The 25,326-nt window shown below is 55.4% G+C and carries 33 protein-coding genes; 28 read left to right on the top strand and 5 right to left on the bottom strand.

Annotated features, from left to right (window positions below; genetic code table 11):
* The first annotated feature begins 73 nt into the window (after nucleotides 1-73).
* From lepA to acpS, 7 genes are all read left to right on the top strand, one after another.
* The gene (gene lepA / locus V3W49_RS16865; protein ID WP_500147029.1) at nucleotides 74-1,873 is read left to right on the top strand and encodes a translation elongation factor 4; all 1,800 of its coding nucleotides are present in this window, start codon (nucleotides 74-76) and stop codon (nucleotides 1,871-1,873) included.
* 18 nt (nucleotides 1,874-1,891) lie between these two features.
* Nucleotides 1,892-2,851 (top strand): signal peptidase I, encoded by a 960-nt coding sequence (gene lepB / locus V3W49_RS16860; protein ID WP_500147028.1) that lies wholly within the window; start codon nucleotides 1,892-1,894, stop codon nucleotides 2,849-2,851.
* Between the two features lie 157 nt (nucleotides 2,852-3,008).
* On the top strand, nucleotides 3,009-3,689 hold the full coding sequence (gene rnc, locus V3W49_RS16855; protein WP_500147026.1) for a ribonuclease III: 681 nt from the start codon (nucleotides 3,009-3,011) through the stop codon (nucleotides 3,687-3,689).
* Nucleotides 3,686-4,588: a GTPase Era gene (era, locus tag V3W49_RS16850; protein WP_500147024.1), complete on the top strand. Its 903-nt coding sequence runs from the start codon at nucleotides 3,686-3,688 to the stop codon at nucleotides 4,586-4,588. The genes rnc and era overlap by 4 nt, the downstream gene beginning before the upstream one ends.
* 11 nt (nucleotides 4,589-4,599) lie before the next feature.
* Nucleotides 4,600-5,319 (top strand): DNA repair protein RecO, encoded by a 720-nt coding sequence (gene recO, locus V3W49_RS16845; protein WP_500147022.1) that lies wholly within the window; start codon nucleotides 4,600-4,602, stop codon nucleotides 5,317-5,319.
* 153 nt (nucleotides 5,320-5,472) lie between these two features.
* Nucleotides 5,473-6,204, top strand: a complete 732-nt coding sequence (gene pdxJ, locus V3W49_RS16840; RefSeq protein ID WP_500147021.1) for a pyridoxine 5'-phosphate synthase — start codon at nucleotides 5,473-5,475, stop codon at nucleotides 6,202-6,204.
* A complete protein-coding gene (gene acpS / locus V3W49_RS16835; RefSeq protein ID WP_500147020.1) occupies nucleotides 6,204-6,584 on the top strand; it encodes a holo-ACP synthase in 381 nt (126 codons plus the stop codon). Before pdxJ ends, acpS begins: the two co-directional genes overlap by 1 nt.
* Nucleotides 6,585-6,720: 136 nt before the next feature.
* On the opposite strand, the gene V3W49_RS16830 is transcribed toward acpS, so the two are convergent.
* Together V3W49_RS16830 and V3W49_RS16825 are read right to left on the bottom strand one after the other, a co-directional pair.
* Nucleotides 6,721-6,990, bottom strand: a complete 270-nt coding sequence (locus V3W49_RS16830) for a YfhL family 4Fe-4S dicluster ferredoxin (RefSeq protein ID WP_500147019.1) — start codon at nucleotides 6,988-6,990, stop codon at nucleotides 6,721-6,723.
* Nucleotides 6,991-7,087: 97 nt separating this feature from the next.
* Entirely contained in the window at nucleotides 7,088-7,762 is a 675-nt protein-coding gene (locus V3W49_RS16825) for a S24 family peptidase (RefSeq protein WP_500147017.1), read from the bottom strand.
* Between the two features lie 184 nt (nucleotides 7,763-7,946).
* On the opposite strand from V3W49_RS16825, the gene V3W49_RS16820 reads away from it, so the two are divergent.
* The 19 genes from V3W49_RS16820 (at nucleotide 7,947) to V3W49_RS16730 (ending at nucleotide 21,875) form a co-directional block, all read left to right on the top strand.
* A complete protein-coding gene (locus V3W49_RS16820; RefSeq protein ID WP_500147016.1) occupies nucleotides 7,947-8,375 on the top strand; it encodes an antiterminator Q family protein in 429 nt (142 codons plus the stop codon).
* Nucleotides 8,376-8,896: 521 nt separating this feature from the next.
* A complete protein-coding gene (locus V3W49_RS16815; RefSeq protein WP_500147014.1) occupies nucleotides 8,897-9,349 on the top strand; it encodes a lysozyme in 453 nt (150 codons plus the stop codon).
* Between the two features lie 24 nt (nucleotides 9,350-9,373).
* Nucleotides 9,374-9,700, top strand: coding sequence for a phage holin, lambda family (locus V3W49_RS16810; RefSeq protein ID WP_500147013.1), 327 nt, complete (start codon nucleotides 9,374-9,376; stop codon nucleotides 9,698-9,700).
* A gap of 50 nt (nucleotides 9,701-9,750) precedes the next feature.
* Complete coding sequence (locus V3W49_RS16805) at nucleotides 9,751-10,911, top strand: lipase family protein (RefSeq protein ID WP_500147012.1); 1,161 nt, start codon at nucleotides 9,751-9,753, stop codon at nucleotides 10,909-10,911.
* Between the two features lie 60 nt (nucleotides 10,912-10,971).
* A complete protein-coding gene (locus tag V3W49_RS16800; RefSeq protein ID WP_500147011.1) occupies nucleotides 10,972-11,472 on the top strand; it encodes a DUF2514 family protein in 501 nt (166 codons plus the stop codon).
* A gap of 222 nt (nucleotides 11,473-11,694) precedes the next feature.
* Nucleotides 11,695-12,237, top strand: coding sequence for a phage neck terminator protein (locus V3W49_RS16795; RefSeq protein ID WP_500147010.1), 543 nt, complete (start codon nucleotides 11,695-11,697; stop codon nucleotides 12,235-12,237).
* Between the two features lie 3 nt (nucleotides 12,238-12,240).
* Nucleotides 12,241-13,386, top strand: a complete 1,146-nt coding sequence (locus tag V3W49_RS16790) for a DUF3383 family protein (protein ID WP_500147009.1) — start codon at nucleotides 12,241-12,243, stop codon at nucleotides 13,384-13,386.
* A 10-nt stretch (nucleotides 13,387-13,396) separates the two neighbouring features.
* The gene (locus V3W49_RS16785) at nucleotides 13,397-13,837 is read left to right on the top strand and encodes a phage structural protein (protein ID WP_500147008.1); all 441 of its coding nucleotides are present in this window, start codon (nucleotides 13,397-13,399) and stop codon (nucleotides 13,835-13,837) included.
* A gap of 3 nt (nucleotides 13,838-13,840) precedes the next feature.
* Nucleotides 13,841-14,251: a phage tail assembly chaperone gene (locus V3W49_RS16780; protein ID WP_500147007.1), complete on the top strand. Its 411-nt coding sequence runs from the start codon at nucleotides 13,841-13,843 to the stop codon at nucleotides 14,249-14,251.
* A gap of 68 nt (nucleotides 14,252-14,319) precedes the next feature.
* Complete coding sequence (locus V3W49_RS16775) at nucleotides 14,320-14,436, top strand: DUF6889 family protein (protein ID WP_431810042.1); 117 nt, start codon at nucleotides 14,320-14,322, stop codon at nucleotides 14,434-14,436.
* A complete protein-coding gene (locus V3W49_RS16770; RefSeq protein WP_500147006.1) occupies nucleotides 14,429-16,123 on the top strand; it encodes a hypothetical protein in 1,695 nt (564 codons plus the stop codon). The genes V3W49_RS16775 and V3W49_RS16770 overlap by 8 nt, the downstream gene beginning before the upstream one ends.
* Complete coding sequence (locus tag V3W49_RS16765) at nucleotides 16,123-16,755, top strand: phage baseplate protein (protein ID WP_500147051.1); 633 nt, start codon at nucleotides 16,123-16,125, stop codon at nucleotides 16,753-16,755. The genes V3W49_RS16770 and V3W49_RS16765 overlap by 1 nt, the downstream gene beginning before the upstream one ends.
* Complete coding sequence (locus V3W49_RS16760; RefSeq protein WP_500147004.1) at nucleotides 16,755-17,057, top strand: phage baseplate plug family protein; 303 nt, start codon at nucleotides 16,755-16,757, stop codon at nucleotides 17,055-17,057. The genes V3W49_RS16765 and V3W49_RS16760 overlap by 1 nt, the downstream gene beginning before the upstream one ends.
* Nucleotides 17,058-18,026 (top strand): hypothetical protein, encoded by a 969-nt coding sequence (locus V3W49_RS16755; RefSeq protein WP_500147002.1) that lies wholly within the window; start codon nucleotides 17,058-17,060, stop codon nucleotides 18,024-18,026.
* Between the two features lie 52 nt (nucleotides 18,027-18,078).
* Nucleotides 18,079-18,735, top strand: coding sequence for a Gp138 family membrane-puncturing spike protein (locus tag V3W49_RS16750; protein WP_500147000.1), 657 nt, complete (start codon nucleotides 18,079-18,081; stop codon nucleotides 18,733-18,735).
* Complete coding sequence (locus tag V3W49_RS16745; protein WP_500146999.1) at nucleotides 18,735-19,088, top strand: contractile injection system sheath initiator; 354 nt, start codon at nucleotides 18,735-18,737, stop codon at nucleotides 19,086-19,088. The genes V3W49_RS16750 and V3W49_RS16745 overlap by 1 nt, the downstream gene beginning before the upstream one ends.
* On the top strand, nucleotides 19,088-20,287 hold the full coding sequence (locus V3W49_RS16740; protein ID WP_500147049.1) for a baseplate J/gp47 family protein: 1,200 nt from the start codon (nucleotides 19,088-19,090) through the stop codon (nucleotides 20,285-20,287). The genes V3W49_RS16745 and V3W49_RS16740 overlap by 1 nt, the downstream gene beginning before the upstream one ends.
* Nucleotides 20,284-20,940, top strand: coding sequence for a baseplate wedge 1 family protein (locus tag V3W49_RS16735; protein WP_500146998.1), 657 nt, complete (start codon nucleotides 20,284-20,286; stop codon nucleotides 20,938-20,940). The genes V3W49_RS16740 and V3W49_RS16735 overlap by 4 nt, the downstream gene beginning before the upstream one ends.
* A 2-nt stretch (nucleotides 20,941-20,942) precedes the next feature.
* Nucleotides 20,943-21,875: a phage tail protein gene (locus V3W49_RS16730; RefSeq protein WP_500146996.1), complete on the top strand. Its 933-nt coding sequence runs from the start codon at nucleotides 20,943-20,945 to the stop codon at nucleotides 21,873-21,875.
* A gap of 116 nt (nucleotides 21,876-21,991) precedes the next feature.
* Here the strand turns inward: V3W49_RS16730 and V3W49_RS16725 are convergent, their stop codons facing one another.
* Both V3W49_RS16725 and V3W49_RS16720 read right to left on the bottom strand, forming a co-directional pair.
* Nucleotides 21,992-22,432, bottom strand: a complete 441-nt coding sequence (locus V3W49_RS16725; protein WP_500146995.1) for a tail fiber assembly protein — start codon at nucleotides 22,430-22,432, stop codon at nucleotides 21,992-21,994.
* Nucleotides 22,433-22,454: 22 nt separating this feature from the next.
* A complete protein-coding gene (locus V3W49_RS16720; protein ID WP_500147048.1) occupies nucleotides 22,455-22,787 on the bottom strand; it encodes a gp53-like domain-containing protein in 333 nt (110 codons plus the stop codon).
* Between the two features lie 104 nt (nucleotides 22,788-22,891).
* On the opposite strand from V3W49_RS16720, the gene V3W49_RS16715 reads away from it, so the two are divergent.
* Nucleotides 22,892-23,443, top strand: a complete 552-nt coding sequence (locus V3W49_RS16715) for a recombinase family protein (RefSeq protein WP_500146994.1) — start codon at nucleotides 22,892-22,894, stop codon at nucleotides 23,441-23,443.
* A gap of 3 nt (nucleotides 23,444-23,446) precedes the next feature.
* On the opposite strand, the gene V3W49_RS16710 is transcribed toward V3W49_RS16715, so the two are convergent.
* On the bottom strand, nucleotides 23,447-24,295 hold the full coding sequence (locus V3W49_RS16710) for a MurR/RpiR family transcriptional regulator (RefSeq protein ID WP_500146993.1): 849 nt from the start codon (nucleotides 24,293-24,295) through the stop codon (nucleotides 23,447-23,449).
* Between the two features lie 133 nt (nucleotides 24,296-24,428).
* On the opposite strand from V3W49_RS16710, the gene murQ reads away from it, so the two are divergent.
* Nucleotides 24,429-25,322, top strand: coding sequence for an N-acetylmuramic acid 6-phosphate etherase (gene murQ / locus V3W49_RS16705; protein ID WP_500146991.1), 894 nt, complete (start codon nucleotides 24,429-24,431; stop codon nucleotides 25,320-25,322).
* The last annotated feature ends 4 nt before the right edge of the window (nucleotides 25,323-25,326 follow it).

Below are 25,326 nucleotides of genomic sequence, written 5' to 3'. Positions count from 1 at the left end.
GCAGGCTCCCTGGCCCAGAATAGCGCAAAGCGCGGCGCCCTTGAGGCATAAGTAAGGCATAAAATCTCCAGATATGAAGAATATACGCAACTTTTCAATCATCGCTCACATCGACCACGGCAAGTCGACGCTGTCTGACCGTATCATCCAGATTTGCGGTGGTCTTACCGACCGTGAAATGGCGGCCCAGGTGCTTGACTCCATGGAGCTGGAGCGTGAGCGCGGCATTACCATCAAAGCGCAGAGCGTGACGCTCGACTATAAAGCCGCCGACGGCGAAACTTATCAGCTTAACTTTATCGACACCCCGGGCCACGTGGACTTCTCTTACGAGGTTTCTCGTTCTCTGGCCGCCTGCGAAGGGGCGCTACTGGTGGTGGATGCCGGGCAAGGGGTGGAAGCCCAGACCCTGGCGAATTGCTATACCGCCATTGAAATGGATCTGGAAGTGGTGCCGGTACTCAATAAAATTGACCTGCCAGCCGCCGATCCAGAGCGGGTAGCCGAAGAGATTGAAGATATCGTCGGTATCGACGCCAGCGATGCAGTACGCTGTTCGGCCAAGACAGGCGTTGGCGTACAGGAGGTGCTGGAGCGTCTGGTGCGCGATATTCCGCCGCCGGAAGGCGACCCGGATGCGCCGTTACAGGCGCTTATCATCGATTCCTGGTTCGATAACTACCTGGGGGTGGTGTCGCTGGTGCGTGTGAAAAACGGCACCCTGCGCAAAGGCGACAAAATTAAGGTAATGAGCACCGGTCAGGTGTATAACGCCGATCGCCTGGGCATCTTCACCCCGAAACGCGTCGATCGCTCTGAACTGAAGTGCGGCGAGGTGGGCTGGCTGGTCTGCGCCATTAAAGATATCCTGGGCGCCCCGGTGGGGGATACCCTGACCGGCGCCCGCGCCCCGGCTGATAAAGCGCTGCCTGGCTTTAAGAAGGTGAAGCCTCAGGTCTACGCGGGCCTGTTCCCGGTCAGCTCCGATGACTATGAAGCCTTCCGCGACGCGCTGGGCAAGCTGAGTCTGAACGACGCCTCTTTGTTTTACGAGCCGGAAAGCTCCAGCGCGCTGGGCTTTGGCTTCCGCTGCGGTTTCCTCGGCCTGCTGCATATGGAGATAATCCAGGAGCGTCTTGAGCGCGAATATGACCTGGATCTGATCACCACCGCGCCGACGGTCGTGTACGAAGTGGAAACTACTGGCGGGGAAACGCTTTACGTCGACAGTCCTTCCAAGCTGCCAGCGGTCAACAACATCGAGGAGTTGCGCGAGCCTATCGCGGAGTGCCACATGCTGATGCCGAAGGACTATCTGGGCAACGTGATCACGCTGTGTATCGAGAAGCGCGGCGTGCAGACCAATATGGTCTACCACGGTAACCAGGTGGCGCTGACTTATGAAATCCCGATGGCGGAAGTCGTACTCGACTTCTTTGACCGTTTGAAGTCCACCTCCCGCGGTTATGCGTCACTGGACTATAACTTCAAGCGTTTCCAGGCTTCCGATATGGTGCGCGTCGACGTGCTGATTAACGGTGAGCGCGTCGATGCGCTGGCGATGATCACCCACCGTGATAACGCGCCGTACCGCGGCCGCGATCTGGTGGAAAAGATGAAAGAGCTGATTCCGCGCCAGCAGTTCGATATCGCGATTCAGGCCGCCATCGGCAATCATATTATCGCCCGTTCAACGGTAAAACAGCTGCGTAAAAACGTGCTGGCGAAATGTTACGGCGGCGACGTCAGCCGTAAGAAGAAACTGCTGCAGAAGCAGAAAGAAGGTAAGAAGCGTATGAAGCAGGTTGGAAACGTCGAGCTGCCGCAGGAAGCGTTCCTCGCCATTCTGCACGTAGGTAAAGACGGCAAATAAACCTTTAAAGGAGTTGGCATGGCGAATATGTTTGCCCTGATCCTCGTGGTCGCCACGTTAATCACGGGATTATTATGGTGCCTTGACAAATTTGTCTTCGCGCCAAAGCGTCGGGCACAGCAGGAAGCGGCGCAGGCTGCGGTGACAGAACCGCTGGATAAAAAAGCGCTGAAAAAGGTGGGGGCAAAGCCTGGCTGGCTGGAAACCGGGGCGTCTATCTTCCCGGTGCTGGCGGTGGTGTTGGTGGTGCGTTCATTTATTTATGAGCCGTTCCAGATTCCATCCGGTTCGATGATGCCGACGCTGCTGGTGGGCGATTTTATTCTGGTCGAGAAGTTCTCTTACGGCATTAAAGATCCGCTGTTCCAGAAGACGCTGATTGAAACCGGCCACCCAAAACGCGGCGATATCGTGGTGTTTAAATATCCGCGCAATCCTTCCGTGGACTACATTAAGCGCGTGGTGGGGCTGCCAGGCGATCGCGTCAGCTACGACCCGCTGGCGAAAGAAGTAAGCGTTGCGCCGAACTGCAGTTCCGGCCAGGCCTGCGACAAGCAGGTACCGGTGGTTTACAGCGGCGTGGAGCCTGCCGAATTTATGCAGACCTTTGGTCAGCGCAGCAGCGGTTTCTGGCCGGTGCCGAAAGACGAAACCAAAGCGGGCGCTACCCGTCTGCTGGAACGTCAGGAGTCTCTGGGGGATGTCACGCATCGCATCCTGATGGTGCCTATCGCTCAGGATCAGCCAGGCGCATACTACCGCGAGCCAGGTCAGAGCGCGGGAACCTGGATAGTGCCACCGGGTCAGTACTTCATGATGGGTGACAACCGCGATAACAGCGAAGACAGCCGTTACTGGGGTTTCGTTCCCGAGAAAAATCTGGTGGGGAAAGCCGTCGCTATCTGGATGAGTTTCGAAAAACAGCAGGGCGAATGGCCAACCGGTGTCCGCTTAAGTCGTATTGGCGGAATTCATTAAAATCAAATAACGACATCCCCTGTCGTTACGTATAGAATATTTCCCCGGATTTTCAGGTGCGGCCCCCGAAAGGGGGCCGCGGCACACCAAAACGTTCTGTTTTCTTCAGCGCGGTTTGGTGTGCTGAATTGTTGACGCATCCATAAACTGGTATCACATGAACCCCATCGTAATAAACAGGCTCCAGCGTAAACTGGGCTACACTTTTCAACATCATGAGCTGTTGCAGCAGGCGCTGACTCACCGTAGCGCCAGCAGCAAGCACAATGAGCGTCTGGAGTTTCTGGGTGACTCCATTCTGAGTTTCGTTATTGCCAATGCGCTGTATCACCGTTTCCCGCGCGTTGATGAAGGTGATATGAGCCGCATGCGCGCCACCCTGGTGCGCGGTAACACGCTGGCGGAGATCGCCCGGGAATTCGAGCTGGGCGAATGTCTGCGCCTGGGGCCGGGTGAGCTGAAAAGCGGCGGTTTCCGCCGTGAATCGATCCTGGCGGACACCGTGGAAGCGCTGATTGGCGGCGTGTTCCTGGATAGCGATATTCAGACCGTCGAACGGTTAATCCTTGAGTGGTACCAGAAACGCCTTGACGAGATTAGTCCGGGGGATAAGCAGAAAGATCCCAAGACGCGGCTGCAGGAGTTCCTGCAGGGGCGTCATCTGCCGCTGCCCTCTTACCTGGTGGTTCAGGTGCGCGGCGAAGCGCACGACCAGGAATTTACCATCCATTGTCAGGTGAGTGGCCTGAGCGAGCCGGTTGTCGGAACCGGATCCAGCCGCCGCAAAGCGGAGCAGGCAGCCGCTGAACAGGCGCTGAAGAAGCTGGAGCTTGAATGAGCGAAAAAAGTTATTGTGGGTTTGTCGCCATCGTCGGTCGACCCAATGTGGGCAAATCGACGCTGCTAAATAAGCTGCTGGGGCAGAAAATCTCCATCACTTCACGCAAGGCGCAGACCACCCGCCACCGTATTGTCGGCATCCATACGGAAGGAGCGTATCAGGCTATTTACGTTGACACCCCGGGCCTGCATATGGAAGAGAAGCGGGCGATTAACCGGCTGATGAACCGCGCCGCCAGCAGCTCCATCGGCGATGTTGAACTGGTTGTCTTCGTGGTGGAAGGCACCCGCTGGACCGCTGACGACGAAATGGTGTTGAACAAGCTGCGCGACGGCAAAGCGCCGGTGATCCTGGCGGTCAATAAGGTGGATAACGTCACTGAGAAATCGGAGCTTCTGCCACACCTGCAGTTCCTGGGCAGCCAGATGAACTTCCTGGATATCGTGCCCATCTCGGCCGAAACGGGTATGAACGTGGATACTATCGCCGGTATCGTGCGTAAGCATTTGCCGGAAGCGATTCACCACTTCCCGGAAGATTACATCACCGATCGTTCCCAGCGCTTTATGGCGTCGGAGATTATCCGCGAGAAGCTGATGCGTTTCCTGGGGGCTGAACTGCCCTATTCGGTCACCGTGGAGATCGAACGTTTCGTCACCAACGAGCGCGGTGGCTACGATATCAACGGCCTGATCCTGGTAGAGCGCGAAGGGCAGAAGAAGATGGTGATCGGTAATAAAGGCAGTAAGATCAAAACCATCGGTATTGAAGCCCGTAAAGATATGGAAGAGATGTTTGAAGCCAAAGTTCACCTTGAACTCTGGGTTAAGGTTAAATCTGGCTGGGCCGATGACGAGCGCGCGCTGCGCAGTCTCGGTTATATCGACGATCTCTGAGGCAAATCGCGATGGAAGGCTGGCAGCGGGCTTTCGTTTTGCACAGTCGCCCCTGGAGCGAAACCAGCCTGATGCTCGATCTCTTCTCTGAAGAGTCCGGGCGGGTAAAGGTTATCGCCAAAGGCGCCCGTTCCCGCCGTTCCAGCCTCAAAGGGGCGCTTCAGCCCTTTACTCCTCTGTTGGTTCGCTGGGGCGGTCGCGGGGATGTCAAAACCCTGCGCAGCGCTGAAGCGGTTTCCCTTGCGCTGCCGCTCTCCGGCATCCACCTCTACAGCGCGCTCTACATCAATGAGCTGGTCTCTCGCGTGCTGGAGCAGGAGACGCGCTTCTCCGGACTGTTCTTCGATTACCTGAACTGTATACAGACGCTGGCGGCGGGCAGCGGCTCGCCGGAGCCTCAGCTTCGCCGCTTTGAGCTGGCGCTGCTCGGCCACTTGGGTTACGGCGTAGATTTTCTGCACTGTGCGGGCAGCGGAGAAGAGGTCAGCGATACCATGACCTACCGCTATCGTGAAGAGAAAGGCTTTATCGCCAGCCTGGTTGTCGATAACAGCAGCTTTACCGGCCGCGATCTGCGGGCGCTGGCGACCCGGGAGTTTCCCGATGTTGAAAGCCTCAGGGCCGCCAAACGCTTTACCCGCATCGCGCTGAAGCCCTATTTGGGCGGGCGCCCGCTCAAGAGCCGTGAACTGTTTCGTCAGTTTATGCCGAAAAAGCGGCCGGCGGTGTAGGCTGTGTCCCCGGCGGGCTTTTCGCTCAGCGCCAGCGTCATGAGGGGTTAAGGGACACAGCCTGGTAGCCCGCAGCGATATCGCGGTGTAAACTGCTGACACTGAAAATCGATTCTATGCCTGTCCCGTCAGGCGACGACGTAAGGTAAATTCATGGCTGAATTACTGTTAGGGGTCAATATCGACCATATCGCCACGCTGCGCAACGCGCGTGGTACCTGCTATCCGGATCCGGTTCAGGCGGCGTTTATCGCCGAGCAGGCGGGGGCAGATGGAATCACCGTACATCTGCGCGAAGATCGTCGTCATATCACCGACCGCGACGTGCGTCTGCTGCGCCAGACCCTTCAAACCCGCATGAACCTGGAGATGGCGGTCACTGATGAAATGGTGGCTATCGCCTGTGAACTGCGCCCCCATTTCTGCTGCCTGGTGCCGGAAAAGCGTCAGGAGGTGACCACCGAAGGCGGTCTGGACGTAGCCGGCCAGGCCGAAAAAGTGGGGGCGGCCTGCAGTCGTCTGGCCGGGGCCGGTATTCAGGTTTCTCTGTTTATTGACCCTGAAGAGCGGCAGATTGATGCGGCCGTTGCGGCGGGGGCGCCTTATATTGAAATTCACACCGGTGCTTATGCTGACGCGCCTGATGAGGAAACCCGGGCCAGGGAACTGGAGCGCATCGCTCACGCCGCTCGCTATGCCGCCCGGAAGGGCATTCGGGTCAACGCCGGCCACGGTCTGACTTACCACAACGTGAAGCCCATTGCGGCGCTGCCGGAAATGCACGAGCTGAATATCGGCCATTCGATTATCGGGCGGGCGGTCATGAGCGGCCTGAATGAGGCCGTGGCTGAAATGAAGCGCCTGATGCTGGAAGCGCGCGGCTAATGGCGGTGCTGGGGCTTGGTACCGATATCGTCGAAATCGCGCGTATCGAGGCGGTCATCGAGCGTTCCGGAGAGCGGCTGGCGAGAAGAGTGCTCAGCGATGGAGAGTGGGCACAGTATCAGGCGCATCAGCAGCCGGTGCGCTATCTCGCCAAACGCTTCGCGGTGAAAGAGGCGGCGGCCAAGGCATTTGGTACCGGTATTCGCAACGGTCTGGCGTTTGCTCAGTTTGAAGTCTTTAACGACGAGATGGGCAAACCGCAGCTGCGCTTTCACGGCGCAGCCCAGGCGCTGGCTATTCAGATGGGTGTGACGGCGGTACATGTTTCGCTGGCGGATGAACGGCGCTATGCCTGTGCGACGGTGATTATCGAAAGCTAATACCCGTCATACTGCGAGCTGCAGGTGTGTTGGCGGTACTCAGCTATGTGGCCCTGCCGGGCCACACCCCCTTCGGGGCCGTGCTGAAGCAGGTTCATATCTGCCAGTGGCGGATATGTCCTGCAACTCGAATTATTCAGGGTATAGATATTTTATCTGCATGATGAAGCAGCACAAACTTATCCCACAGCTGCTCCTCATCTTCGATGTGCGCCGGGTCCTTCACAATGGTATTGGGGATTGGACACACCTTCTGGCAGGTCGGCGTCTCATAGTGGCCGATGCACTCGGTACAGCGATCGCTGTTAATTTCATAGATACTTTCCCCCATGGAAATCGCTTCGTTCGGGCACTCCGGCTCGCACATATCGCAGTTGATGCATTTTTTCGTGATAAGCAGCGCCATGGGGCAAATTCTCTACGGCTGAAACGGGCGGCTATTATACGCCGCCGGGCGCTGAATGCCAGCGCCAGGGAGAGGGGATTTATGCGTTAACGCATTGTTACGGCATCCACAGCGTGGATTTGGCAATACCGGCCACATACTGGATCTTCGCCACATCGCTGCTGGCCAGCCGGATCGGTGCATGATCCTCATTGACCGGCAGCAGGTGGTAGTAGCCGTCGCGTTCGAACAGAAAGGTTTTCACCATCACTTCGCCGCCGTGGGTCACTACCAGTACCTCATCACCCGGATGATAGCTGTGGTTGGGTTCGATAATCACGAACTCTCCTTCTTTAATGCGCGGCATCATCGAATCCCCAACGCACTTCAGGGCATAGACATCGTCGTCGCTGGAAGGCCAGCGCAGATAGCCGTCACCGCTGCCGACCGGATATTCCATATCGCTCCAGTAGCCGCCATGGCCCAGTTGAGTATTGCCCAGTACCGGAACTCCTCGCGAGTGGAACTGCCAGGCCTGTTGCGCCAGTGAGTCGTTATTAGGCCCTTCCTGTTGCAGATCGCGCTCGATAAGATCGATGGGGGATACCTGAAAGAAGGCGGCGATATTGCTAAGCGTGGTGTATTTCGGATCCCGGACTTCGCCTGCCAGCATCCGGTGTAGCGTGGATTGCTGCATTCTGAGCTGGCGGGCCAGTTCGCTGACGCTGGCTACCCCGGATTTATCCATCAGGTATTTTATGTTTTTTTGCAGAATGTCCGCGGCCTGTCCCATCTCCTGCTCGCCTCCTTAATGTCTTTAATGCATAATTGCATAGAAAAATGCGGAATTCAAGGGAGGAGGGGTAGACGGTCTATGCGTTTTCGTATAATCTTCGAGTTGTGGTTATACGAAAGCGGATTTTACGCGGTGCGTTACCGCTGCGTAGGACAGGGTTTTCTGACGTGGAGGGGACATAATGCGCAATATTCAGCAGGTACTTGAACGCTGGGGCGGCTGGGCCGCCAGAGACAACAGCGGTCTGGACTGGTCGCCGGTGGCGGCGGGCTTTAAAGGTCTGGTGGCAACCCGGCGTTCTAACCGCCCCAACTGTAGTGATGATGATGGTCTGGCCATCGATGCCTGTATCTCAAGGCTGCGCCAGACCCGCCAGAGCGGAGAGTACGATCTCCTGATGGCACATTACGTATACGGCGTTCCTAAACGGACGCTGGCGAAAATGCTTAAACAGGATGAAAAAACGGTGCGGGTGCAGATGCAGGTGGCGGAAGGGTTTATTGATGGCTGCCTGAGCATGCTTAATATTCGGCTGGAAATGGACCCTGAAGTGGAGCTTCAGCGAGTGATTCCCGCAATGAATACCCGGCGGATGAGAATGCTGGCATAAAAGTGATTTAAATATAAATCACTTCCCTGAATTAAAGTATTCAGACTGATGACTATCGTCGAAATAAATATTGATGAGGCGCCATGTTGGGCGCCTTTTTTTCTTATAAAAAAGATAATATAATGTCTTGCGCGGCCCGCAAATTGAGTGCTAGCCTGATAAAAATCAAATTCTATGCTTAAGGATGCCCACTATGGCGTCCTTTTTTATGCTGTAAATAATTTATTGTAATGACTTGTGCGGCCCGCAAAAGCGGTGCTAACCTGATAAAAATCGCAAATCAGACGCTTCTCGGATTTAATTAAGGCGCCTTTTTGTTTTGCGATAAAGTAATTAAATAAGGGCTTGCGCGGCCCGCAAAACAGATGCTAGTCTGGTAAAAATCGCAGAGTAACAAACAAAAGAGCTGCATTTTTTATTATGCTGTAAATATAAAGGCTACCTTCGGGTGGCCTTTTTTATTTGCACATTAATGACTCCCGCTGTTTTCGGTTGCCGGCCAATAAAATCAGGAGTGATTAATGAATATCAGTGATAACGGGCTGGCGCTGATTAAGCGTTTTGAAGGTTGCAGCCTGAAAGCGTATCCGGATCCCGCTACCGGCGGTTCACCATGGACGATCGGCTACGGATGGACCCGGCCCGTGGACGGCGTAGCGGTGCATCCGGATATGGTTATCAGTAAACAGAAGGCGGAACAGCTGCTGCGTTGCGGCATCGTCAGCTATGAGCAGGCCCTGAACCGGCTGATTCGGGTGCGCCTTACCCAGAATCAGTTCGACGCTCTGGTGAGTCTGGCCTGGAATATCGGCACCCGGGCTTTTTCCACCTCGACGCTGCTTCAGAAACTGAACGATGGGGATTATCAGGGGGCCGCGGATCAGTTCCTGCGCTGGGTACACGCCGGAGGCCAGGTTATGCCCGGTCTGGAAAGACGGCGTCGGGCCGAACGGAGGCTGTTCCTTACCGCGTAATTCGTTACAGGTAAAAGGGCCGATATGCAAAGTATCTACGAACTTTTTGAACACACTATGAAGTGGATAGAGGATTTTCTTCCGTCGCTGTATGCCGCGCTGGCGGCAGGCAGTATCTCCGCACTGATGAGCATTTATGATGGCAAATCGGTGGTGAAAACCGTTACCGGCGCGCTGTCGTGCGGGATTCTGACCCTGGCGATAGCCGGATCGCTGGAGCTGTTCGGTTTGCCCGGCAATTCGGTCACTTTTGTTGGCGCCACCATTGGTTTTGTTGGCGCTGAAAAGGTGCGCGACAAGGTACTGGCTTTGTTTAATCGCCGCACTGATGGTCGCCACGGAGAGAATTAAGGAATAAACCATGTCGCACTTTTATCACTTCAATACCATCAGTCTGGCTGGTGTCTATTTATTTAGTATTTAAAGATAGCGGCTTTTATCTTTCCGTCTTCGTCACAAAAGCGAGTTGTGCGCCTGCAAGGGGAGTACCCAACCTGGTTTTATCTGTATCGCCATATAACATGGCTAAATTAAATCAAGAGAGGTATACCATGACAGAGAATGTATCTACGATTAAACAAAACCTTGCCCTTTGTGTAATTGCCGGAAATGGCGTTAATAACACCAGTGGTTCTCCGGTTTATGTGCATGATAAGATCGTTAATAGTTTGGAATTATCTTTGGCGACAAAGGATGATTTTGAACTGGTCTGGGGGCCAGCGGTTGTCCGTAATGATGATAATGATGGTGATGACCGGGATGATTATGTGCTGTATATGGTGCGAAATAAAAAGGATAGCCGTGATTTTCGATTGGCTATCCGGTTTACCCTGAGCGTCAAAAATTCTGCGGAAGATTTTAATTTTGTTCCTGACTTCAAACTTAATAAATACATTCCAGCTGCTGGGGATGATGTTTGTATAACCCGGGGAATGGGGACGGTTCTTGATGATATTTGGGATGTCCGTAGTAATAACTCACCAGGCCTGGGGAAAACCGTTGTTGAATTTATCAGGGAGCAACTTACCTCTGCAGAAGGGGAAGGTCTGTCACTCACCGTTTGTGGTCATAGCTTTGGCGGTATGGTTGCACCAGTATTAGGTATTTATTTACAGTCGCAGCTGAGTAATGACAATGTTGAAGTAAAAATTCATTCAGGAGGCGCCACAACGGTAGGCAATAAAGAATTTGCTGATTATATTAATGGCTGCTTCGGTGAAAACTATACCCGGCTGGTAAATGAGCATGACATTACCGGGTATCTGTGGGACGTCAATGAGATGCCAAAAATTCTGGATCTTTATTCTCCGGACTATGAGGCGGATATACTATTTAAGATTTTCTTTTTGGGGATTAGAGATGTTCTGGCATTCACTAACATGGGAGGAACTCAGGCTGGTCAAGTCGTTTCATTTACTCAGAAATTAAACGTAGGCTATGACAGTTATGGCACGCAGGCATTGTACCAACATTCAGCGGGGTTTTTAGATTATTACGAAATCGGTCAGACCACGGAAAATGAGTTGGATATTATAATGTCGACTGACAATGGCGACGCGTGATTTAACACTACGTTTGCTTTTATTCCAAAAATAATCGGGCGATAACCCATGACGTTAATTATGGCTCTATTCAGGAACTGGCGCCTGTTGGGCTTCGGTCTGACGTTAATTCTGGCGTGCGGTTCTGGTTATCTGACAGGTAAACGGTTATCGGATAACCGCTGGCAGGCGCGCTGGAGCCAGCGTGACGCCATGGATGCCCGGGAAGCCGCCCGCCGCCAGGCGCAGATTAGCGCGCTGGAGGCGCGGCGGCGTCGTGAAATTGAGCAGGTCACCCAACATGCGCAACAGCAACTTTCCGCATTGCAGGGCGATGCCGCTGCTGCTCGCACTGGTGCTGAGCGGCTGCGCCGCGAGCTCGAACGACTGCGCCAGTCGCGCCCGGCTGCCGCCGCTTCCACAGGCGGCACAACAGCCGACGGTTCCGTCGTTTTGCTCACCGGGCTGCTCGCGGAATCTGTCGAACGCAATCGACAGCTGGCGGCAGAGGCTGACCGGCGACGCGCAGCCGGGCTCGCCTGCCAGCAGGCCTGGCAGGCCATGACCGACAGCCGGCCGTAACCATTTATCGTCACTACGCAGGAGACGATGGCGAACCCGGGCCGAACCGGTTTGGCCAGAAGCACCTGAAAAATAAACAAGGAAAATCAATTTATTGATTTTCGACGGATATCCACAAAGGGGGAAACCACGTTTTTCTCTCTTTATCCTCAAACTAAGGCCCCGATGATTCGGGGCCTTTTTTATTGGGCATGCATCGGCGCAGGGCGCCGGGGAGGTGATGTGAGCAACAGCAGTAATACGCCGGGCTGGCTGACGCCCCGGTCAGAAGAGCCCGAATACGATGCCGCGCTGGACGCGCTGCTGGCCGACTGGATTGGTGGCGTAGCGGCGCTGGTGCCAGACGCGGTCATAGTCAGGCGGGAAGAGGAGGAGGCGGCCCCCCCGGGGGATAACTGGTGCGAATACGCGGTAAGCGAAATCGCCCGCGCCACCAGCGCCGCCTTCTCCAGGCAGGGGGAAGAGCAGGTAACCCAACGGCGGGATGAAACCCTGACCTGCGCGCTCTCTTTCTTCGGCCCTAACGGGCAGGGCATTGCTACCCGATTTCTGGATGGCCTGCTGGTCAGCCAGAACCAGGATGAACTTCGGACGCTGGGGTTCGCCTTCGGCGGCCACGGTGCTCTGACCGGTAGTTCGCAGCAGATCAACAATCAATGGGTAAAGCGTTATGACCTGACGCTGCGCCTTTACCGGACGGTGGCCCGCGAGTACGGCGTTATGGCGCTGACCCAGGCTCCCGTCATTTTCTTTACAGGAGAATAAAGTATGTCACAGGGTTTACCTGTTTCTGATGTGGTGAATGTAGACATCATTATGGCGCCCGGTGCGGCATCGGGCCGTAACTTCGGCTCGCTGCTGATTCTGGGCAGTACGCCGGTAATTCCGGTCAGCGAGCGCGTTCGCCTTTATACATCGGCTGCCGATATCGGCGAAGATTTTGGTATCGAAAGCCCGGAATATGCAGCGGCAACGGCGTTTTTCTCCCAGTCTCCGCAGCCGCGCGAGCTCTATGTGGGGCGTTGGGCCAAAACACCGGACGATGAAGAAAATGGCAGCGCCGAAACGCTGCCGGAGGCGGTTAATGCCGCCCTGCAGTTCACTAACTGGTATGGGATCGGGATTGCCGACAGCGAAGCAGTTTCCGACGCGGACTATCTGGCCGTAGCGGCAGCAATCGAATCGGCTTCGCCCAGTCGTATTCTGGCAATCACCTCGGCAGACGCCGCGATCCTCGACGCGACCAATACGACCGATCTGGCATCGAAGCTGAAGGCGGCGGGCTTTGCTCGTACTTTCCTGCAGTATTCGTCCGCTAATCCGTATGCGGCTATCTCTGCGTTTGGTCGCGCTTTCACGGTCGATTTTACCGGTAGCCAGACCACGATCACCCTGAAATTTAAACAGGAGCCGGGAGTCACTTATGAATCCCTGCGCAGCAATCAGGCTGGCGCAGTGGATGCCAAAAACGCGAACGTCTTTGTGCTCTATGCCAATGACACCGCCATTCTACAGCAGGGCGTTATGGCCAATGGCGACTTCTTCGATGAGCGCCACGGCCTGGACTGGTTGCAGAATTATGTACAGACCAACCTTTACAACCTGTTGTACACCAGCACCACTAAGGTTCCTCAGACCGAGGCGGGAATTACGCGCCTGCTGAGCAACGTTGAGCAGTCAATGGATCAGGCGGTTCGCAATGGCCTGGTGGCGCCAGGCGTCTGGAACGGCGGCGATATCGGTGAACTGGGCGCGGGTGAAACCCTGACTCGCGGCTACTACGTTTACGCTCAACCGCTGAGCCAGCAGGCGCAGGCCGATCGTGAGGCTCGTAAAGCGCCGCTGATTCAGGTGGCCTGCAAGCTGGCGGGTGCCGTGCATTACGCCGATGTCGCTATCAACGTAGTACGTTAAGGAGAAACTAATGAGCACCTATTCTTTTATGGATGTGACCGCGTCTTTCGCGGGGCCGACTGGCATTATCGATCTCGGTGCGGGTTCCGGCCTGTCTGAAGAGGGCATCACCGTCGCCATGGCGGAAGAGAAGAACAGCATGAAGATTGGCGCAGATGGTGAGGTAATGCACTGCATGCGCGCCAGCAAGCATGGCACCGTGACCGTGAAGCTTCAGCAGACCTCGCCGGCCAATAAGAAACTCTCTCTGGCTTATAACGCTCAGAGCCAGTCTTCAGCGACCTGGGGCAACAACGTGATTGTGATCCGCAATAGCGCGTCTGGTGACATCACTACCGCCCGCGGCGTGGCCTTTAAAAAGCTGCCCGACCATGCGAATGCCAAAGAAGGCGGCACGGTTTCCTGGGAATTTGAGTGCGCCAAAATCGATCAGGTGCTGGGGGAGTTCTGATAGATGGAAATCGCGATTAAAGCAGCTAATTACCGTATTGCCCGACTGAACGTCTTCGATCAACTGAAAGTGGCCCGTAAGCTCCTGCCGGTACTGGCAGGGATGCTCACTGACTTTCAGACGTCCCGTCAGCAGGAGGAGGGCGCCATGGCGGCGCTATTGCCAAAAATCGCCGACGCCATCAGCACCATGAGTGAAGAGGACTGCAATGCCATTATCCACCCCTGTCTGGGGGTGGTTTCCCGACAGCATATGCAGGCCTGGGTGCCGGTGTTTTCTCAGGGAGAACTGGCGTTTGACGATATCTGCCTGATGACCATGCTGCAACTGGTGGCCCGGGTGGTGGCCGATTCGCTGGGAAATTTTTTGCAAGAACTCCCCGGCGCGGCGATGCCCGACCAGCCAGCGGCCTGATTCTCGACACGCTGCCGGGTGGGGAAGATTACATTCTGCGCCCGGCAGAGGTCTTTCATATTAGCTGGATGGATCTGAAAAACGGCGCGGTGGATCTCTGTGACATCGCGCTGATGAATGACTATCTGGCCATGAAAGGGGACAACCAGGCGCGTATTGCACGCTGGAGGGAACAACATGGCTGAAAACGAGGAGAAAACTCAGGATTCCGGCGACGCCGTAGAGGCCACCGGAACCCTGAAGAGCCTGTTTAAACAGCTCGAAAGTGGGTTGGGAAAAGTGGCGCTGTCGCTTGCACAGGCACCGCTGACACTGACCGAATTTACTACAGCAACAGCCCGCTCGCTGGGCGAGCTGGGACAGAAAGCGCGTGAAGCGAATGTCACGCCTGCGCAGTGGCAGGCGCTTAACTATGCCGCGAAGCAAAGTGGTGGCGACCCCCAGGCGCTGATAGCGGCTTTTCGTCAGTTGCAGGAAAGTCTGGTGCAGTCGCCGGCTAAGACGGCTCAACTGGCGACACTGGGCGTTAGCGTGCTGGACGGACAGGGAAATCTGCGCGATGCCCTGACGATATTCCAGTCGTTTAGCGAGCGGATGGCGCTGCTAGCGCCTGAAAGCGCTGAAAAACTGGCTCAGCAGTTTGGGATTAGTTCGCAAGCTCGCGAAGCGATGAGCCTGGGAGCGGGAAGCAAGGTCGCAGAGTATCGGAACGTATCGGGGAGAGCCATGGAAGGCGTACCGTCAGGGTCGGGAGCGGAAGACTACCTGGATGCGATACAGCGAATGACGCTACTGAGGGACGGTATTGAGCAACGCTTTACGGTACAGCTCACCAGCCAGCTGAGTGAGCCGCTGAACCGCGCGGTAGACCTGATCGTGCAAAAGGCGCCGATGGTTTTGCCGGTAGTGGACAAGCTGGCCGATGTTGCCGGAACTCTGGCTACGTTGGTTGTGAACGCAATGGCGGATATCGTGGCATCCATTGAGCAAGTCATCGGTTGGTGGCAGGGGTTGGACGATGAGGCCCGAAATCTGATCGCAACGCTGGGAGGCGCTGCTGCTGCGGTGTGGTTGTTGAATATGGCGTTTCAGGCTTCGCCGCTGGGGCTGATTCTGGGGCTGGCAACGGCTATCACGCTGCTATATCAGGACTTCCAGTTATGGAGGGCCGGAGGCGACAGCCTGATCGACTGGGAAAGCTGGGCGCCAGGTATTGACTACGCGCTGAAGAGTGTTGCCAGCCTGAAGCAGAGTTTTATGTCGTTGATGAATGGCATTGTCACACTGGGGAGCGGAATCAATCGACTGTTTTTGTGGTTCGATAAACTGTTGGGGATCGATGTTTCCAGGTTTAGCGCCAGGAAGGTGTTTGACTGGATTATCGAGGGGGTTCGTCGTTCGATTAATGAACTGGATGGGCTCATTAGAGCGATGAATCTTTTGTTTGATGGCGATATCAGAGGATCGCTGAAAGTGCTGGGCGATACTTTTCTCTCTTCTGATGAGACTAAACATCTGAGAGATTTGTCGGCGGATGCGGCGGCGGATTCCCGGATGTTAACCAGCGGAGGGCGAGATATTCGTCTGAGTGGAGCACAGGGACTTTCCGCGGCATTCCCTTTCCCGGCTCTGAACAGTGAGCATTATGCGCAACTGAATACGTCGCTGGGGCCAGAACCGGGGCGTGCGCCACTGCCCGGGGAGATCCGTGAGCCGGGAAGTCCGGCAGTGATCGCGCCGAATCTGCAACAGGAGACCCATATCAATATCTATGGTGCGACGGATCCCAGAGCGACTGGGCTGGAGGTCGCGGATCGCCAGCAGGGGGTCAATACCTGGCTGGCAGAACAGTACCGAACGGGGGTAGCGTGATGGATATTCTCTCTACACTTCTGAATCAGCAAACGCGCAGTATCAGCCTGATACAGCCAAAGAATAAGGAGACCAGCCTGCTATTACCCAGCGTGGTAATAAGTGAAAGCCATTCGGATACGCTTGAAATCACCGACCACCCGATTGAAGTTCCCACGGCAGAGGGGTATGGCAGTGTCACCGATCACGCCTGGCGTAAGCCCGGCTCGGTCACTATGAAAGTGGGTTTCGGCAGTAGTGGATCGCTGCTTGACCTGTGGGACACCACTGGCGTTGTCTCCATGCCGTGGCAAAGCCCAAAGCAGGTCTATGAGACGCTACAGGGTTTTCAGCGTGCCCGTTGTCTGCTGGAGGTCAACACAGGTAAGCGCCTGTATAAGAATATGTTGCTGAAGTCCCTGACGGTAACCACGGACAAAGATACCGAGAATGTACTGTCAGCGGATCTGATATTTCAGGAGGTGCTTATCTCTCGGGCGATCAAAACAATTGTGGAGGATAAGTCCCGAATGCGCGACAGGCAGAGTACCGCGGCGCAGCGCGATACCGGCAATAAGAGCGCGGTATCGGTCAGCAACAATGCACTGGTCACTCAGATCGGCGGTACGCGGGCGGAGAGGGGGTTTGGCTAATGCAATTAAGTGAAATTCCGCTGACGCCGGATAATCAGAGCTTTAACCTGGTGGCTGGCAATGGTCGCTGGCGTTTGCAGCTACTGTGGCGTGACAGCGCCTGGTTCCTGGACCTGCTGGGTGAGAGCGGTAACGAGGTGCTAACCGGTATGCCGCTGGTCAATGGCTATAACCTGCTGGGGCAGTATGAGTATCTGGATATCGGATTCGGGCTACTGGTGATGAGTGAAGATGATGGGCTGGGAGCGCCGGGGATCGACGATCCTGGTGTACGTAGCCGTCTCTATATAGTAACGGAGTAAATGATGAGCCAGAACTGGATGCGTCATTTCGAACTGAAACTGCTTGATAAGGATGACGGGCAGATTGAACTGAATGACTTTAAGGTGACCTTTCGCATCGACTGGCGTAACGACTCTTCACCGGTGGTCGCCGACGTAAAAATCTGGAACCTGTCGGATAATCTCTGTAATCGCCTGATGAAAAAGGAGTATAGCCAGATGACGATTGTCGCAGGCTATGACGGAGGCGGCGAAAACGAAGAGGATCACAACTACGGTACGCTGTTCAGCGGCGAGATTCGCTTTGCCGTTAAGGGCAGGGATGACCTGAAAGACACCTGGATTCAGCTACAGGCGGCGGGGAATTATAGCGCCTGGATTGATATGACCACGGAAACCACTCTGGCCGGAGGGCATACGGTTGCCGATATTAACCGCTTAATGATGCGTGACTTTAATACCCGGGGAATTACCCAGGGGGTGACAGGCGCAATGCCGGAGGTGGTTTACCCCCGTGGTCGCGTCATGATGCGACCGGCGCGTGAACAGATGGATCTGGTTGCTGAAATGTGCTCGGCCACCTGGCAGATGGTCGAGGGACAGTTACGAATGGTGCCGGTGGATAACTATATCGATAACGTCGTGGAACTGAATGGTGAATCCGGGCTGGTGGGTATGCCGCAGCTGACGCTGAATGAGCAGATCAACGTAAAGTGCCTGATTAACCCTAATATTCAGCTGAATTCGTTGATTAAGCTTACTAAAAAGCAGATCTACTCGCCGCTGCCAGCGTCGATGAAGCTGGACGGTAAGTTGCCGGACAAAACGCAACCCGCACCGGAATCACCAAAGCCGGGAATTGATAGCCTGGGCGAATATATCGTGCGGGCGATTACCTATAAGGGAGATACCCGGGGAAATGACTGGTATATGGAGATGACCTGTGAAGCGAAAGGCGATAAGCAACCGCTGGGCTGGTCTTCGCAATAACGACTATCTGGAATAACCACCCGCTACGGCGGGTTTTTTTATGGGAGGAAGCATGCCGGTTGCAATGCAATCTCTTATCGGCGGCGAAGGATATACCGCCGCCGCAATGATGAAAAAACTGCAGGCCGGTTTGCGGGTCGCGCTACCGGGCATTATTCAGTCTTTTAATCCCGATACGGTGACCTGCGAGGTTCAGCCAGCGCTGCGTGGTCAGCGCACCACCAGCGACGGCAAAACCGTTTCTGTGGCGCTGCCGCTGCTGGTGGATGTGCCGGTGGTTTTTCCCCGCGGGGGCGGTTGTACGCTGACCTTCCCGGTGGGCAAAGGGGACGAATGTCTGGTGGTCTTCGCCGATCGCTGTATCGATTTCTGGTGGCAGAACGGTGGGGTTCAGGAGACGGTCGATCCCAGGATGCACGATCTGTCTGATGCTATCGCCATCGTGGGGCCGATGTCGCAGCGCGAAAAGATTGGCGCTATCAGCCAGGACAGCGCGCAGCTGCGCACTGACGACGGCGCCGCCTTTATCGAAATTGCGACCGACGGTGCCATCACCATGACCAGCCCGCAGGTCACCATTAACGGGCCGCTTCAGGTTAACGGCGAAATCCACTCCACCGACGATCAGGTCGCTGGCGGCATCAGCCAGATGACCCATAAGCATGGCGGCGTGCAGAGCGGCGGCGGAACAACGGGAGGTCCGCAGTAATGCGATACAGACGTGAAGACAGCCACGGCGATTACACCTTTGGTCAGGGGGACGGCGCCTGGCTGATTGATTCGCCGGAAACGGTGGCTCAGGCGGTAAAAACCCGCTTTGAACTCTGGTATGGGCAGTGGTTTTTGGATAGTCAGGAAGGAACACCGTGGATGCAGACGGTACTGGGGCGTCATGACCCCAGCCTGCGCGATATGGCCATCCGCCAGCGCATTCTGGAAACCCCTGGCGTCACTGCGGTTTCGGCCTTTGACGCCACCTTTAATTCTATCACTCGCCGGGTCCGCTTTACGGCCACGATCGAGACCCGATACGGGGAAACAACGGTTACAAGTGAGGCATGATGGCTCTTAATCCTGAAACACTGGGGCTGGCGGCGGAGGTCACCCCGGCGGGGATCAGCGCGCCTGATTACCCGACCATTTTAAGCCGTATGACGGACTATTTTCGGCAGATTTACGGTGAAGACGCATACCTGGAGCCAGACAGTAAAGACGGCCAGATGCTGGCGCTTTATGCGCTGGGTATTCACGATGCCAATAACGCCGCCATTGCGGTTTATAACGCCTTCTCGCCGGTGACCGCCAGCGGTCGGGCGTTGAGCAACAACGTAAAAATTAACGGTATTGCCCGCAAAGGGGCCAGCTACTCGTCGGTGGATGTGGTGCTGACCGGAGAGGTAGGCACGCTAATCGCGTCAGGCAGTCTGCGTGATGAAAACGGCCAGCTCTGGGATCTGCCTGCCAGTATCACCATTCCGGTTTCCGGAACGATGACGGTTACGGCAACCTGCCAGACAGCGGGCGCGGTTCCGGTCAGAGCCGGAGCGCTGAATCAGATAGCCACGCCAACCCGGGGTTGGTACAGCGCTACCAATCCTCTGGCGGCAACGCCCGGCGAGGCGGTAGAGAGTGATGCCGAGCTGCGCCAGCGTCAGTCGCGCAGTACGGCGCTGGCTTCCCGAACCACGGCCGACGGGCTGGACGGCGCACTGCTGAATATTGATGGCGTGAGTCGGGTACGTATCTATGAAAACGACAGCGATATCAGTGACGATAACGGCCTGCCGCCCCATTCGGTAAGTAGCATTGTCGATGGCGGCGATGCAACGCAAATTGCGCAAACCATCGCAGGCCGTAAAGATCAGGGAACCTCCACCTGGGGAACGACCCAGGTGACGGTAATGGGGCGCTATGGCGAACAGAAAAATATCCGCTTTTCTCGTCCGGTAGCGGTGCCGATTTATGTCCACATTGAGCTGGCGGCTCTGCCGGGCTACAGCAGCCAGACCGCAGAGGCCATTAAAGAGCAGGTGGTGACTTATATTAACGGCTTGGGGATCGGTGAGTCGCTGCTGCTGAGTCGGCTTTATTCCCCCGCCAACCTGGGCGTAATGAGCGGCGGTGATAGCCGTTATTACGATATCCGCGTACTGGAGATAGGAAAAAGCGAGCAGGATCTGGCGAGCGCCAGTATTGAAATTCTGTTTAATGAAGCGGCCCAGTGCAGTATGGAGAATGTCGAAATAACGGTGGTCGCATGAGCAAGTATCTTGAACGGATCACCAATTATCACGTTACGCGTACCCGATTTCCCCGGCATATCGACCTTATCACCCGGCCTTTTGGCGATGTCGCGATAACGCTGTCAGGCCTGGTTCGCCAGTTTGATATCGACCAGGCCCGGGGGGAGCAACTGGATATTCTGGGGCAGTGGATCGGCCGATCGCGCCAGGTCAAGACCCCGCTTACCGATGTCTATTTCACCTTTGATAAAGAGGGGCTGGGCTGGGAACAGGGAACCTGGGCCGGGCCTTACGACCCGGAAACCGGGTTTACTTCACTGAGCGATGACGTTTACCGGCTGGTACTGAAGGCGCAAATCGCCATTAACGGCTGGGATGGCTCGGTCGCCGGACTGGATGACCTGCTGTCGGTGGTTTTCGCCGGTTCAGGTATCGAAATGCAGATTATCGATAACCTGGATATGTCTATCACCATTAACGCCATTGCGCTTAATGGCATTGCCGCTACGCCAGCCGAGCTGATTGCAGTGATTAAGGCGGGCGAACTCAATGTAAAAGCGGCAGGGGTACGGATTAAAGCGCTGAATATTATCGACCCGGCGCGGCCGCGCTTTGGGTTTGATATGGAGACCGATACGGTCCTGGGATATGACAAAAGTTACTGGAGTTAATAATGGCAACGAATGAATTTAAGGCTTTTGCCACCGCGGGTGGCGCCAATGTGCTAAGCCAGGAAGAGTATCTGGCTTTGGCGGCACTCTCGACCGGTTTTCAGTCCGGCATTGCAAAGTCGGCCGAGATAAATAAGGCGCTGCGTCAGGCCACCACCGGCGTGGCGGCGCTGACCCAGTTTATCAGCGAAGCGACGGACAGCGATATTAACGATAACGGAGACGTTAGCGCGCTGGTAGACAAACTGGCTGCCGCCCTGGCCGCCCGCGGCCTGAGCCGCGAGAATCCCTTCGCCGATATCGCCGCCGATGGCACGGAAAATCAGGCTCTCGCAAACCTTGGTTTGGGAGAGGGCAGTGCGTTACCGGTGGGGGTGCCCGTTCCGTGGCCCGGAGAGACCGCCCCTGAAGGCTGGTTGAAATGCAATGGGGCGGCCTTTGATACAGCAAAATATCCGAAGCTGGCGCTGGCTTATCCGTCGGGGAAATTGCCCGATTTAAGGGGCGAGTTTATTCGTGGCTGGGATGATGGGCGTGGGGTTGATAGCGGGCGGTCATTGCTGAGTATTCAAAATTATGCATTTGAAGATCACGCATTAAACTTACCAACAGGAATGGGATTAGCTGGAGTAGAGCTAGGTAGTACAGAAAAAGATATTTATGCAGCATTTGCTGATAGTATGAAATATATAGGTACAGTAAATAGTAATGGAGGGTGGACGGACGGAAGTCAACCTAAAATTTATCTCCGAAGTGATGGAATGCCTGTTGGGAATAATAATGGACTTGCATCTACAATAGATGCTCCATATTCATTTATCAGAACCTATAAAGCTAGTACGGGCTGGAATAACCCTGGGCTGAACACCCCTAAAACAGCTAATGAAACCCGACCTCGGAACGTAGCATTTAACTATATTGTAAGGGCTTCATAATATAAATTTACTTGGCATCTATCATTTCTAGATAAAAATGTGATTATGCAAAGCCAGCCTGATTGACTGGCTTTTGTATATCAAAGAGTTACAGTTTATTGATATGGCCTCAGATATCAACTGGCCTGCTGCTCCGGTTGTGTAGGCCATTTAATATCTGGCGCGGTGGAGGTGTCTACAGCATTCACCGCATCCAGATAGTCCAGCCATTCGTTGAACTGTAGCTTTTCATTGTCTGACAAGCGGCCCAACACCAGTTTTGAGGGCCATTGCTGACCATTGATATAGTCATTCGCTATGTCGACACGTAATTTCTTTTCGGTGATTGTCGCTTTAATTTCGTCCTCTACAGTTAGGGGCGGCACATTAATCCATACGGGTAACCCCCTTTCCCCAACTCCTCTGGTTTTACCTTCAGGAGGTATCCCAGTAAATTCAATAAAAACTTTATCGCCGACTTCAATTAAGTTATCCGGAAGGCTTCCGGCATCGGTATACTCTTCTTTTAACGCTTCAGGATAAAAAGCGTTACTCTCAGGGTCAAACCAATATTTCATGATGCACACCTTTTTTGTTCAATTAATACCCAATAGCAACTATGAATCCTCTAAGAACTATGGAACTGCTCGGATCTGTTTTTACAGCAACACCTCCTAACCGGAGTGTTGCTGTCGAATTTCCAGATAAATTAGCGGTAGCAGTCTCCACAAATGTTTCTGCTGAATCCATAGGGGTTGCATTAACTATGAGGGCTGAGTTGGGGAAAGAAATAGGATAGTTAAAAGAAGTTTGTCCGTCATATGCTTTAACTCCAGAACCACTTGATAAGGCAGCTGTCACAGAGAATTGCCCCCATTGAATAATGACAGACTTTCTGTCGAGCAGCGGAATTCTAAGCCACCCTGAATACACGAGAGAGCCAGTAACTGCATCTAACTTAGCCCCCTCTCCCAAACCAAGGTTTCCAGGAATCCCCACCAGCCGCTAGCATAACCCCTTTTAATCGGGAGGCAGCGATGCGGATAGGCTATATCCGGGTATCCACCAGTGAACAGCATACGGCGCTACAGCGCGACGCGCTGGAAAATGCCGGTTGCGATTTAATCTTTGAGGATAAAATCAGCGGGCGCAGTACCGAACGGCCAGGATTAAGCCAGTTGTTAAAGCGACTGGCGCCGGGGGATACCCTGATGGTCTGGAAGCTGGACAGGCTGGGTCGCAGTATGCGCCATCTGGTGGCGCTGATTGAGGAACTGCGCGAGCGCGGGGTGAATTTCCGTAGTCTGACCGATGCTATCGATACTTCCACCCCAATGGGGCGTTTCTTCTTCCATGTGATGGGGGCGCTGGCGGAAATGGAACGCGAACTGATTGTCGAGCGCACCCGGGCAGGGCTGGCGGCGGCCAGGGCCCAGGGGCGCATCGGCGGGCGGCGGCCAAAGCTTACGCAATCGCAGATAGCCCAGCCAGGTCGCCTGATTCAGGCTGGCCATTCGCGGGATGCCCTGGCGCGTATCTACGATGTCTCGGTGAAAACCATCTATCGCTATCACCCGGCCGGCCGCTAAACGTTACACCAGCCTCTTCACCAGCGCCTCGCTCTGGCGTATCCGCACCGGGGCGTGCTCCAGATCTTGCTGGATAAGCCCCATAAACAGCAGATCGGTGAGCAGCGCCTGGGCGCTGGTGGAAGAGATGGCCGCGCTGCGGGTGGTCTGCTCTTCGGCCAGGGTGAACAGGCAGTGGCTGGCGTGTTGATGCAGGCTGTTGGGGGCGAATCCGGTGATGGCCAGCACCGGCATCCCCACGCGCCGGGCCTCTTCGGCCGCCAGGTTGATTTCGCGGCGCTCGCCGGAATAAGAGATAGCTACCAGCAGATCCTGGGGCGTCATGGCCTGTACCGTCGCCAGCAGGGCGTGCATATCCTGTTCCGCCAGCGCATTCACTCCAATCTTCATCAGCTTCCACGCCAGATTCTTCGCCACCAGCCCCGAAGCGCCGATACCCACCAGCATAATGCGCCGCGCGCCGTAGAGCATCTCTACGCTGTGCGCCAGCATCTGTTCGCTGTTGAGTTCCAGGGTGGCATTCATCGCCGCCAGATTTTCCTGAATCAGTTTTTCCCCCACGTTGCGCAGCGGATCGTTGCCGTAAATACCGTTATGCAGCGGCACTGGCCCGGCGGCCGCCTGGCTTGCCAGGGCGTCGCTCAGAGCCAGCTTCAGGGCGGGAAAGCCCCGATAGCCTATCTTCTGGGCGAACTTCACCACGCTCGACTGACTGACGCCAGCCTCCGCCGCCAGCTGCTGCGAACTAAGATGGCGGGCCCGATCCGGCTGTTCCAGCAGATAGTCCGCAAGGCGCTTGTCGCTTTGAGCCAGCAGGGGATAGCGCTGGCGGATAACTGTCAGGCAGTTCACATCTCTTCCTCAACGTCGGTAGTCGTCACTCTGTGATCGTTACCGGAAATTATCACAATTACTGCTCGCGATTATGAATTTTATATTCCATTATAGCCTCTGTTTTGTGAATTAAATATTCAAGAGGGCAATAATGAATCTTGGCGCACTGGTTTCTGAATCTCGTAATCCCGAAACAATGGATCTGGACGCACTCTCTACGCTTGAGATGGTCACCCGGTTTAATCAACAGGACGCCACGGTGGCGGAAGCGGTAAAAGCCACGCTGCCGCAGGTGGCGCAGGCGGTGGATGCCGCAGCCGAAGCGCTGCTGGCGGGCGGGCGAATTATCTATATGGGGGCCGGTACCAGCGGTCGTCTGGGGATACTGGATGCTGCCGAATGTCCGCCTACCTTTGGAGTGCCGCACGATCTGGTGGTGGGCCTGATCGCCGGTGGGCCGGGGGCGCTGCTCAGGGCGGTGGAAGGGGCGGAAGATAATCCGCAGTTTGGCGAACAGGATCTGTGCGGAATCAACCTGGAGGCGCGGGATCTGGTGGTCGGGCTGGCCGCTTCCGGGCGTACGCCTTATGTCCTGGGGGGGCTGGCCTATGCCCGTCGCTGCGGCTGTACCACGGTGGCGGTCTCCTGCAATCCGGATTCGGCTATCGCCCGGGCGGCGGATATCGCTATTTCGCCCGTTGTGGGGCCAGAGGCGCTGACCGGCTCCACCCGCCTTAAGTCGGGCACTGCCCAGAAGCTGGTGCTGAATATGATCTCCACCGGCGCGATGGTGAAGTATGGCAAGGTGTATCAGAACCTGATGGTGGATATGAAAGCGACCAACGCGAAACTGGTGGATCGCGCCTGTCGAATGCTGATGGAGGCCACCGGCGCGTCACGCGAGCGGGCCGAGGCGCTGCTGGCACAGACCGACTACGAGGTGAAGCCCGCTATTCTGATGGAACTGAGCGGCGTGGATGCGCCGACCGCCAGGGCGCGTCTTGCCGCGCACCGCGGCTATCTGCGCGCCGCGTTAGATCAATAATAAG

Origin of the sequence: Rosenbergiella sp. YN46, assembly GCF_036620675.1 — a bacterium.
Lineage (GTDB): Bacteria > Pseudomonadota > Gammaproteobacteria > Enterobacterales > Enterobacteriaceae > Jejubacter.
This window is presented reverse-complemented; position numbering and strand designations above follow the sequence as displayed.

What these genes read in the sequence shown, in the direction of transcription:
- lepA (WP_500147029.1), top strand. Translation starts at nt 74, where the DNA reads ATGAAGAATATACGCAACTTTTCAATCATCGCTCACATCGACCACGGC.
- lepB (WP_500147028.1), top strand. Translation starts at nt 1,892, where the DNA reads ATGGCGAATATGTTTGCCCTGATCCTCGTGGTCGCCACGTTAATCACG.
- rnc (WP_500147026.1), top strand. Translation starts at nt 3,009, where the DNA reads ATGAACCCCATCGTAATAAACAGGCTCCAGCGTAAACTGGGCTACACT.
- era (WP_500147024.1), top strand. Translation starts at nt 3,686, where the DNA reads ATGAGCGAAAAAAGTTATTGTGGGTTTGTCGCCATCGTCGGTCGACCC.
- recO (WP_500147022.1), top strand. Translation starts at nt 4,600, where the DNA reads ATGGAAGGCTGGCAGCGGGCTTTCGTTTTGCACAGTCGCCCCTGGAGC.
- pdxJ (WP_500147021.1), top strand. Translation starts at nt 5,473, where the DNA reads ATGGCTGAATTACTGTTAGGGGTCAATATCGACCATATCGCCACGCTG.
- acpS (WP_500147020.1), top strand. Translation starts at nt 6,204, where the DNA reads ATGGCGGTGCTGGGGCTTGGTACCGATATCGTCGAAATCGCGCGTATC.
- V3W49_RS16830 (WP_500147019.1), bottom strand. Translation starts at nt 6,990, where the DNA reads ATGGCGCTGCTTATCACGAAAAAATGCATCAACTGCGATATGTGCGAG.
- V3W49_RS16825 (WP_500147017.1), bottom strand. Translation starts at nt 7,762, where the DNA reads ATGGGACAGGCCGCGGACATTCTGCAAAAAAACATAAAATACCTGATG.
- V3W49_RS16820 (WP_500147016.1), top strand. Translation starts at nt 7,947, where the DNA reads ATGCGCAATATTCAGCAGGTACTTGAACGCTGGGGCGGCTGGGCCGCC.
- V3W49_RS16815 (WP_500147014.1), top strand. Translation starts at nt 8,897, where the DNA reads ATGAATATCAGTGATAACGGGCTGGCGCTGATTAAGCGTTTTGAAGGT.
- V3W49_RS16810 (WP_500147013.1), top strand. Translation starts at nt 9,374, where the DNA reads ATGCAAAGTATCTACGAACTTTTTGAACACACTATGAAGTGGATAGAG.
- V3W49_RS16800 (WP_500147011.1), top strand. Translation starts at nt 10,972, where the DNA reads ATGGCTCTATTCAGGAACTGGCGCCTGTTGGGCTTCGGTCTGACGTTA.
- V3W49_RS16790 (WP_500147009.1), top strand. Translation starts at nt 12,241, where the DNA reads ATGTCACAGGGTTTACCTGTTTCTGATGTGGTGAATGTAGACATCATT.
- V3W49_RS16785 (WP_500147008.1), top strand. Translation starts at nt 13,397, where the DNA reads ATGAGCACCTATTCTTTTATGGATGTGACCGCGTCTTTCGCGGGGCCG.
- V3W49_RS16780 (WP_500147007.1), top strand. Translation starts at nt 13,841, where the DNA reads ATGGAAATCGCGATTAAAGCAGCTAATTACCGTATTGCCCGACTGAAC.
- V3W49_RS16775 (WP_431810042.1), top strand. Translation starts at nt 14,320, where the DNA reads ATGGATCTGAAAAACGGCGCGGTGGATCTCTGTGACATCGCGCTGATG.
- V3W49_RS16770 (WP_500147006.1), top strand. Translation starts at nt 14,429, where the DNA reads ATGGCTGAAAACGAGGAGAAAACTCAGGATTCCGGCGACGCCGTAGAG.
- V3W49_RS16765 (WP_500147051.1), top strand. Translation starts at nt 16,123, where the DNA reads ATGGATATTCTCTCTACACTTCTGAATCAGCAAACGCGCAGTATCAGC.
- V3W49_RS16760 (WP_500147004.1), top strand. Translation starts at nt 16,755, where the DNA reads ATGCAATTAAGTGAAATTCCGCTGACGCCGGATAATCAGAGCTTTAAC.
- V3W49_RS16755 (WP_500147002.1), top strand. Translation starts at nt 17,058, where the DNA reads ATGATGAGCCAGAACTGGATGCGTCATTTCGAACTGAAACTGCTTGAT.
- V3W49_RS16750 (WP_500147000.1), top strand. Translation starts at nt 18,079, where the DNA reads ATGCCGGTTGCAATGCAATCTCTTATCGGCGGCGAAGGATATACCGCC.
- V3W49_RS16745 (WP_500146999.1), top strand. Translation starts at nt 18,735, where the DNA reads ATGCGATACAGACGTGAAGACAGCCACGGCGATTACACCTTTGGTCAG.
- V3W49_RS16740 (WP_500147049.1), top strand. Translation starts at nt 19,088, where the DNA reads ATGGCTCTTAATCCTGAAACACTGGGGCTGGCGGCGGAGGTCACCCCG.
- V3W49_RS16735 (WP_500146998.1), top strand. Translation starts at nt 20,284, where the DNA reads ATGAGCAAGTATCTTGAACGGATCACCAATTATCACGTTACGCGTACC.
- V3W49_RS16730 (WP_500146996.1), top strand. Translation starts at nt 20,943, where the DNA reads ATGGCAACGAATGAATTTAAGGCTTTTGCCACCGCGGGTGGCGCCAAT.
- V3W49_RS16725 (WP_500146995.1), bottom strand. Translation starts at nt 22,432, where the DNA reads ATGAAATATTGGTTTGACCCTGAGAGTAACGCTTTTTATCCTGAAGCG.
- V3W49_RS16715 (WP_500146994.1), top strand. Translation starts at nt 22,892, where the DNA reads ATGCGGATAGGCTATATCCGGGTATCCACCAGTGAACAGCATACGGCG.
- murQ (WP_500146991.1), top strand. Translation starts at nt 24,429, where the DNA reads ATGAATCTTGGCGCACTGGTTTCTGAATCTCGTAATCCCGAAACAATG.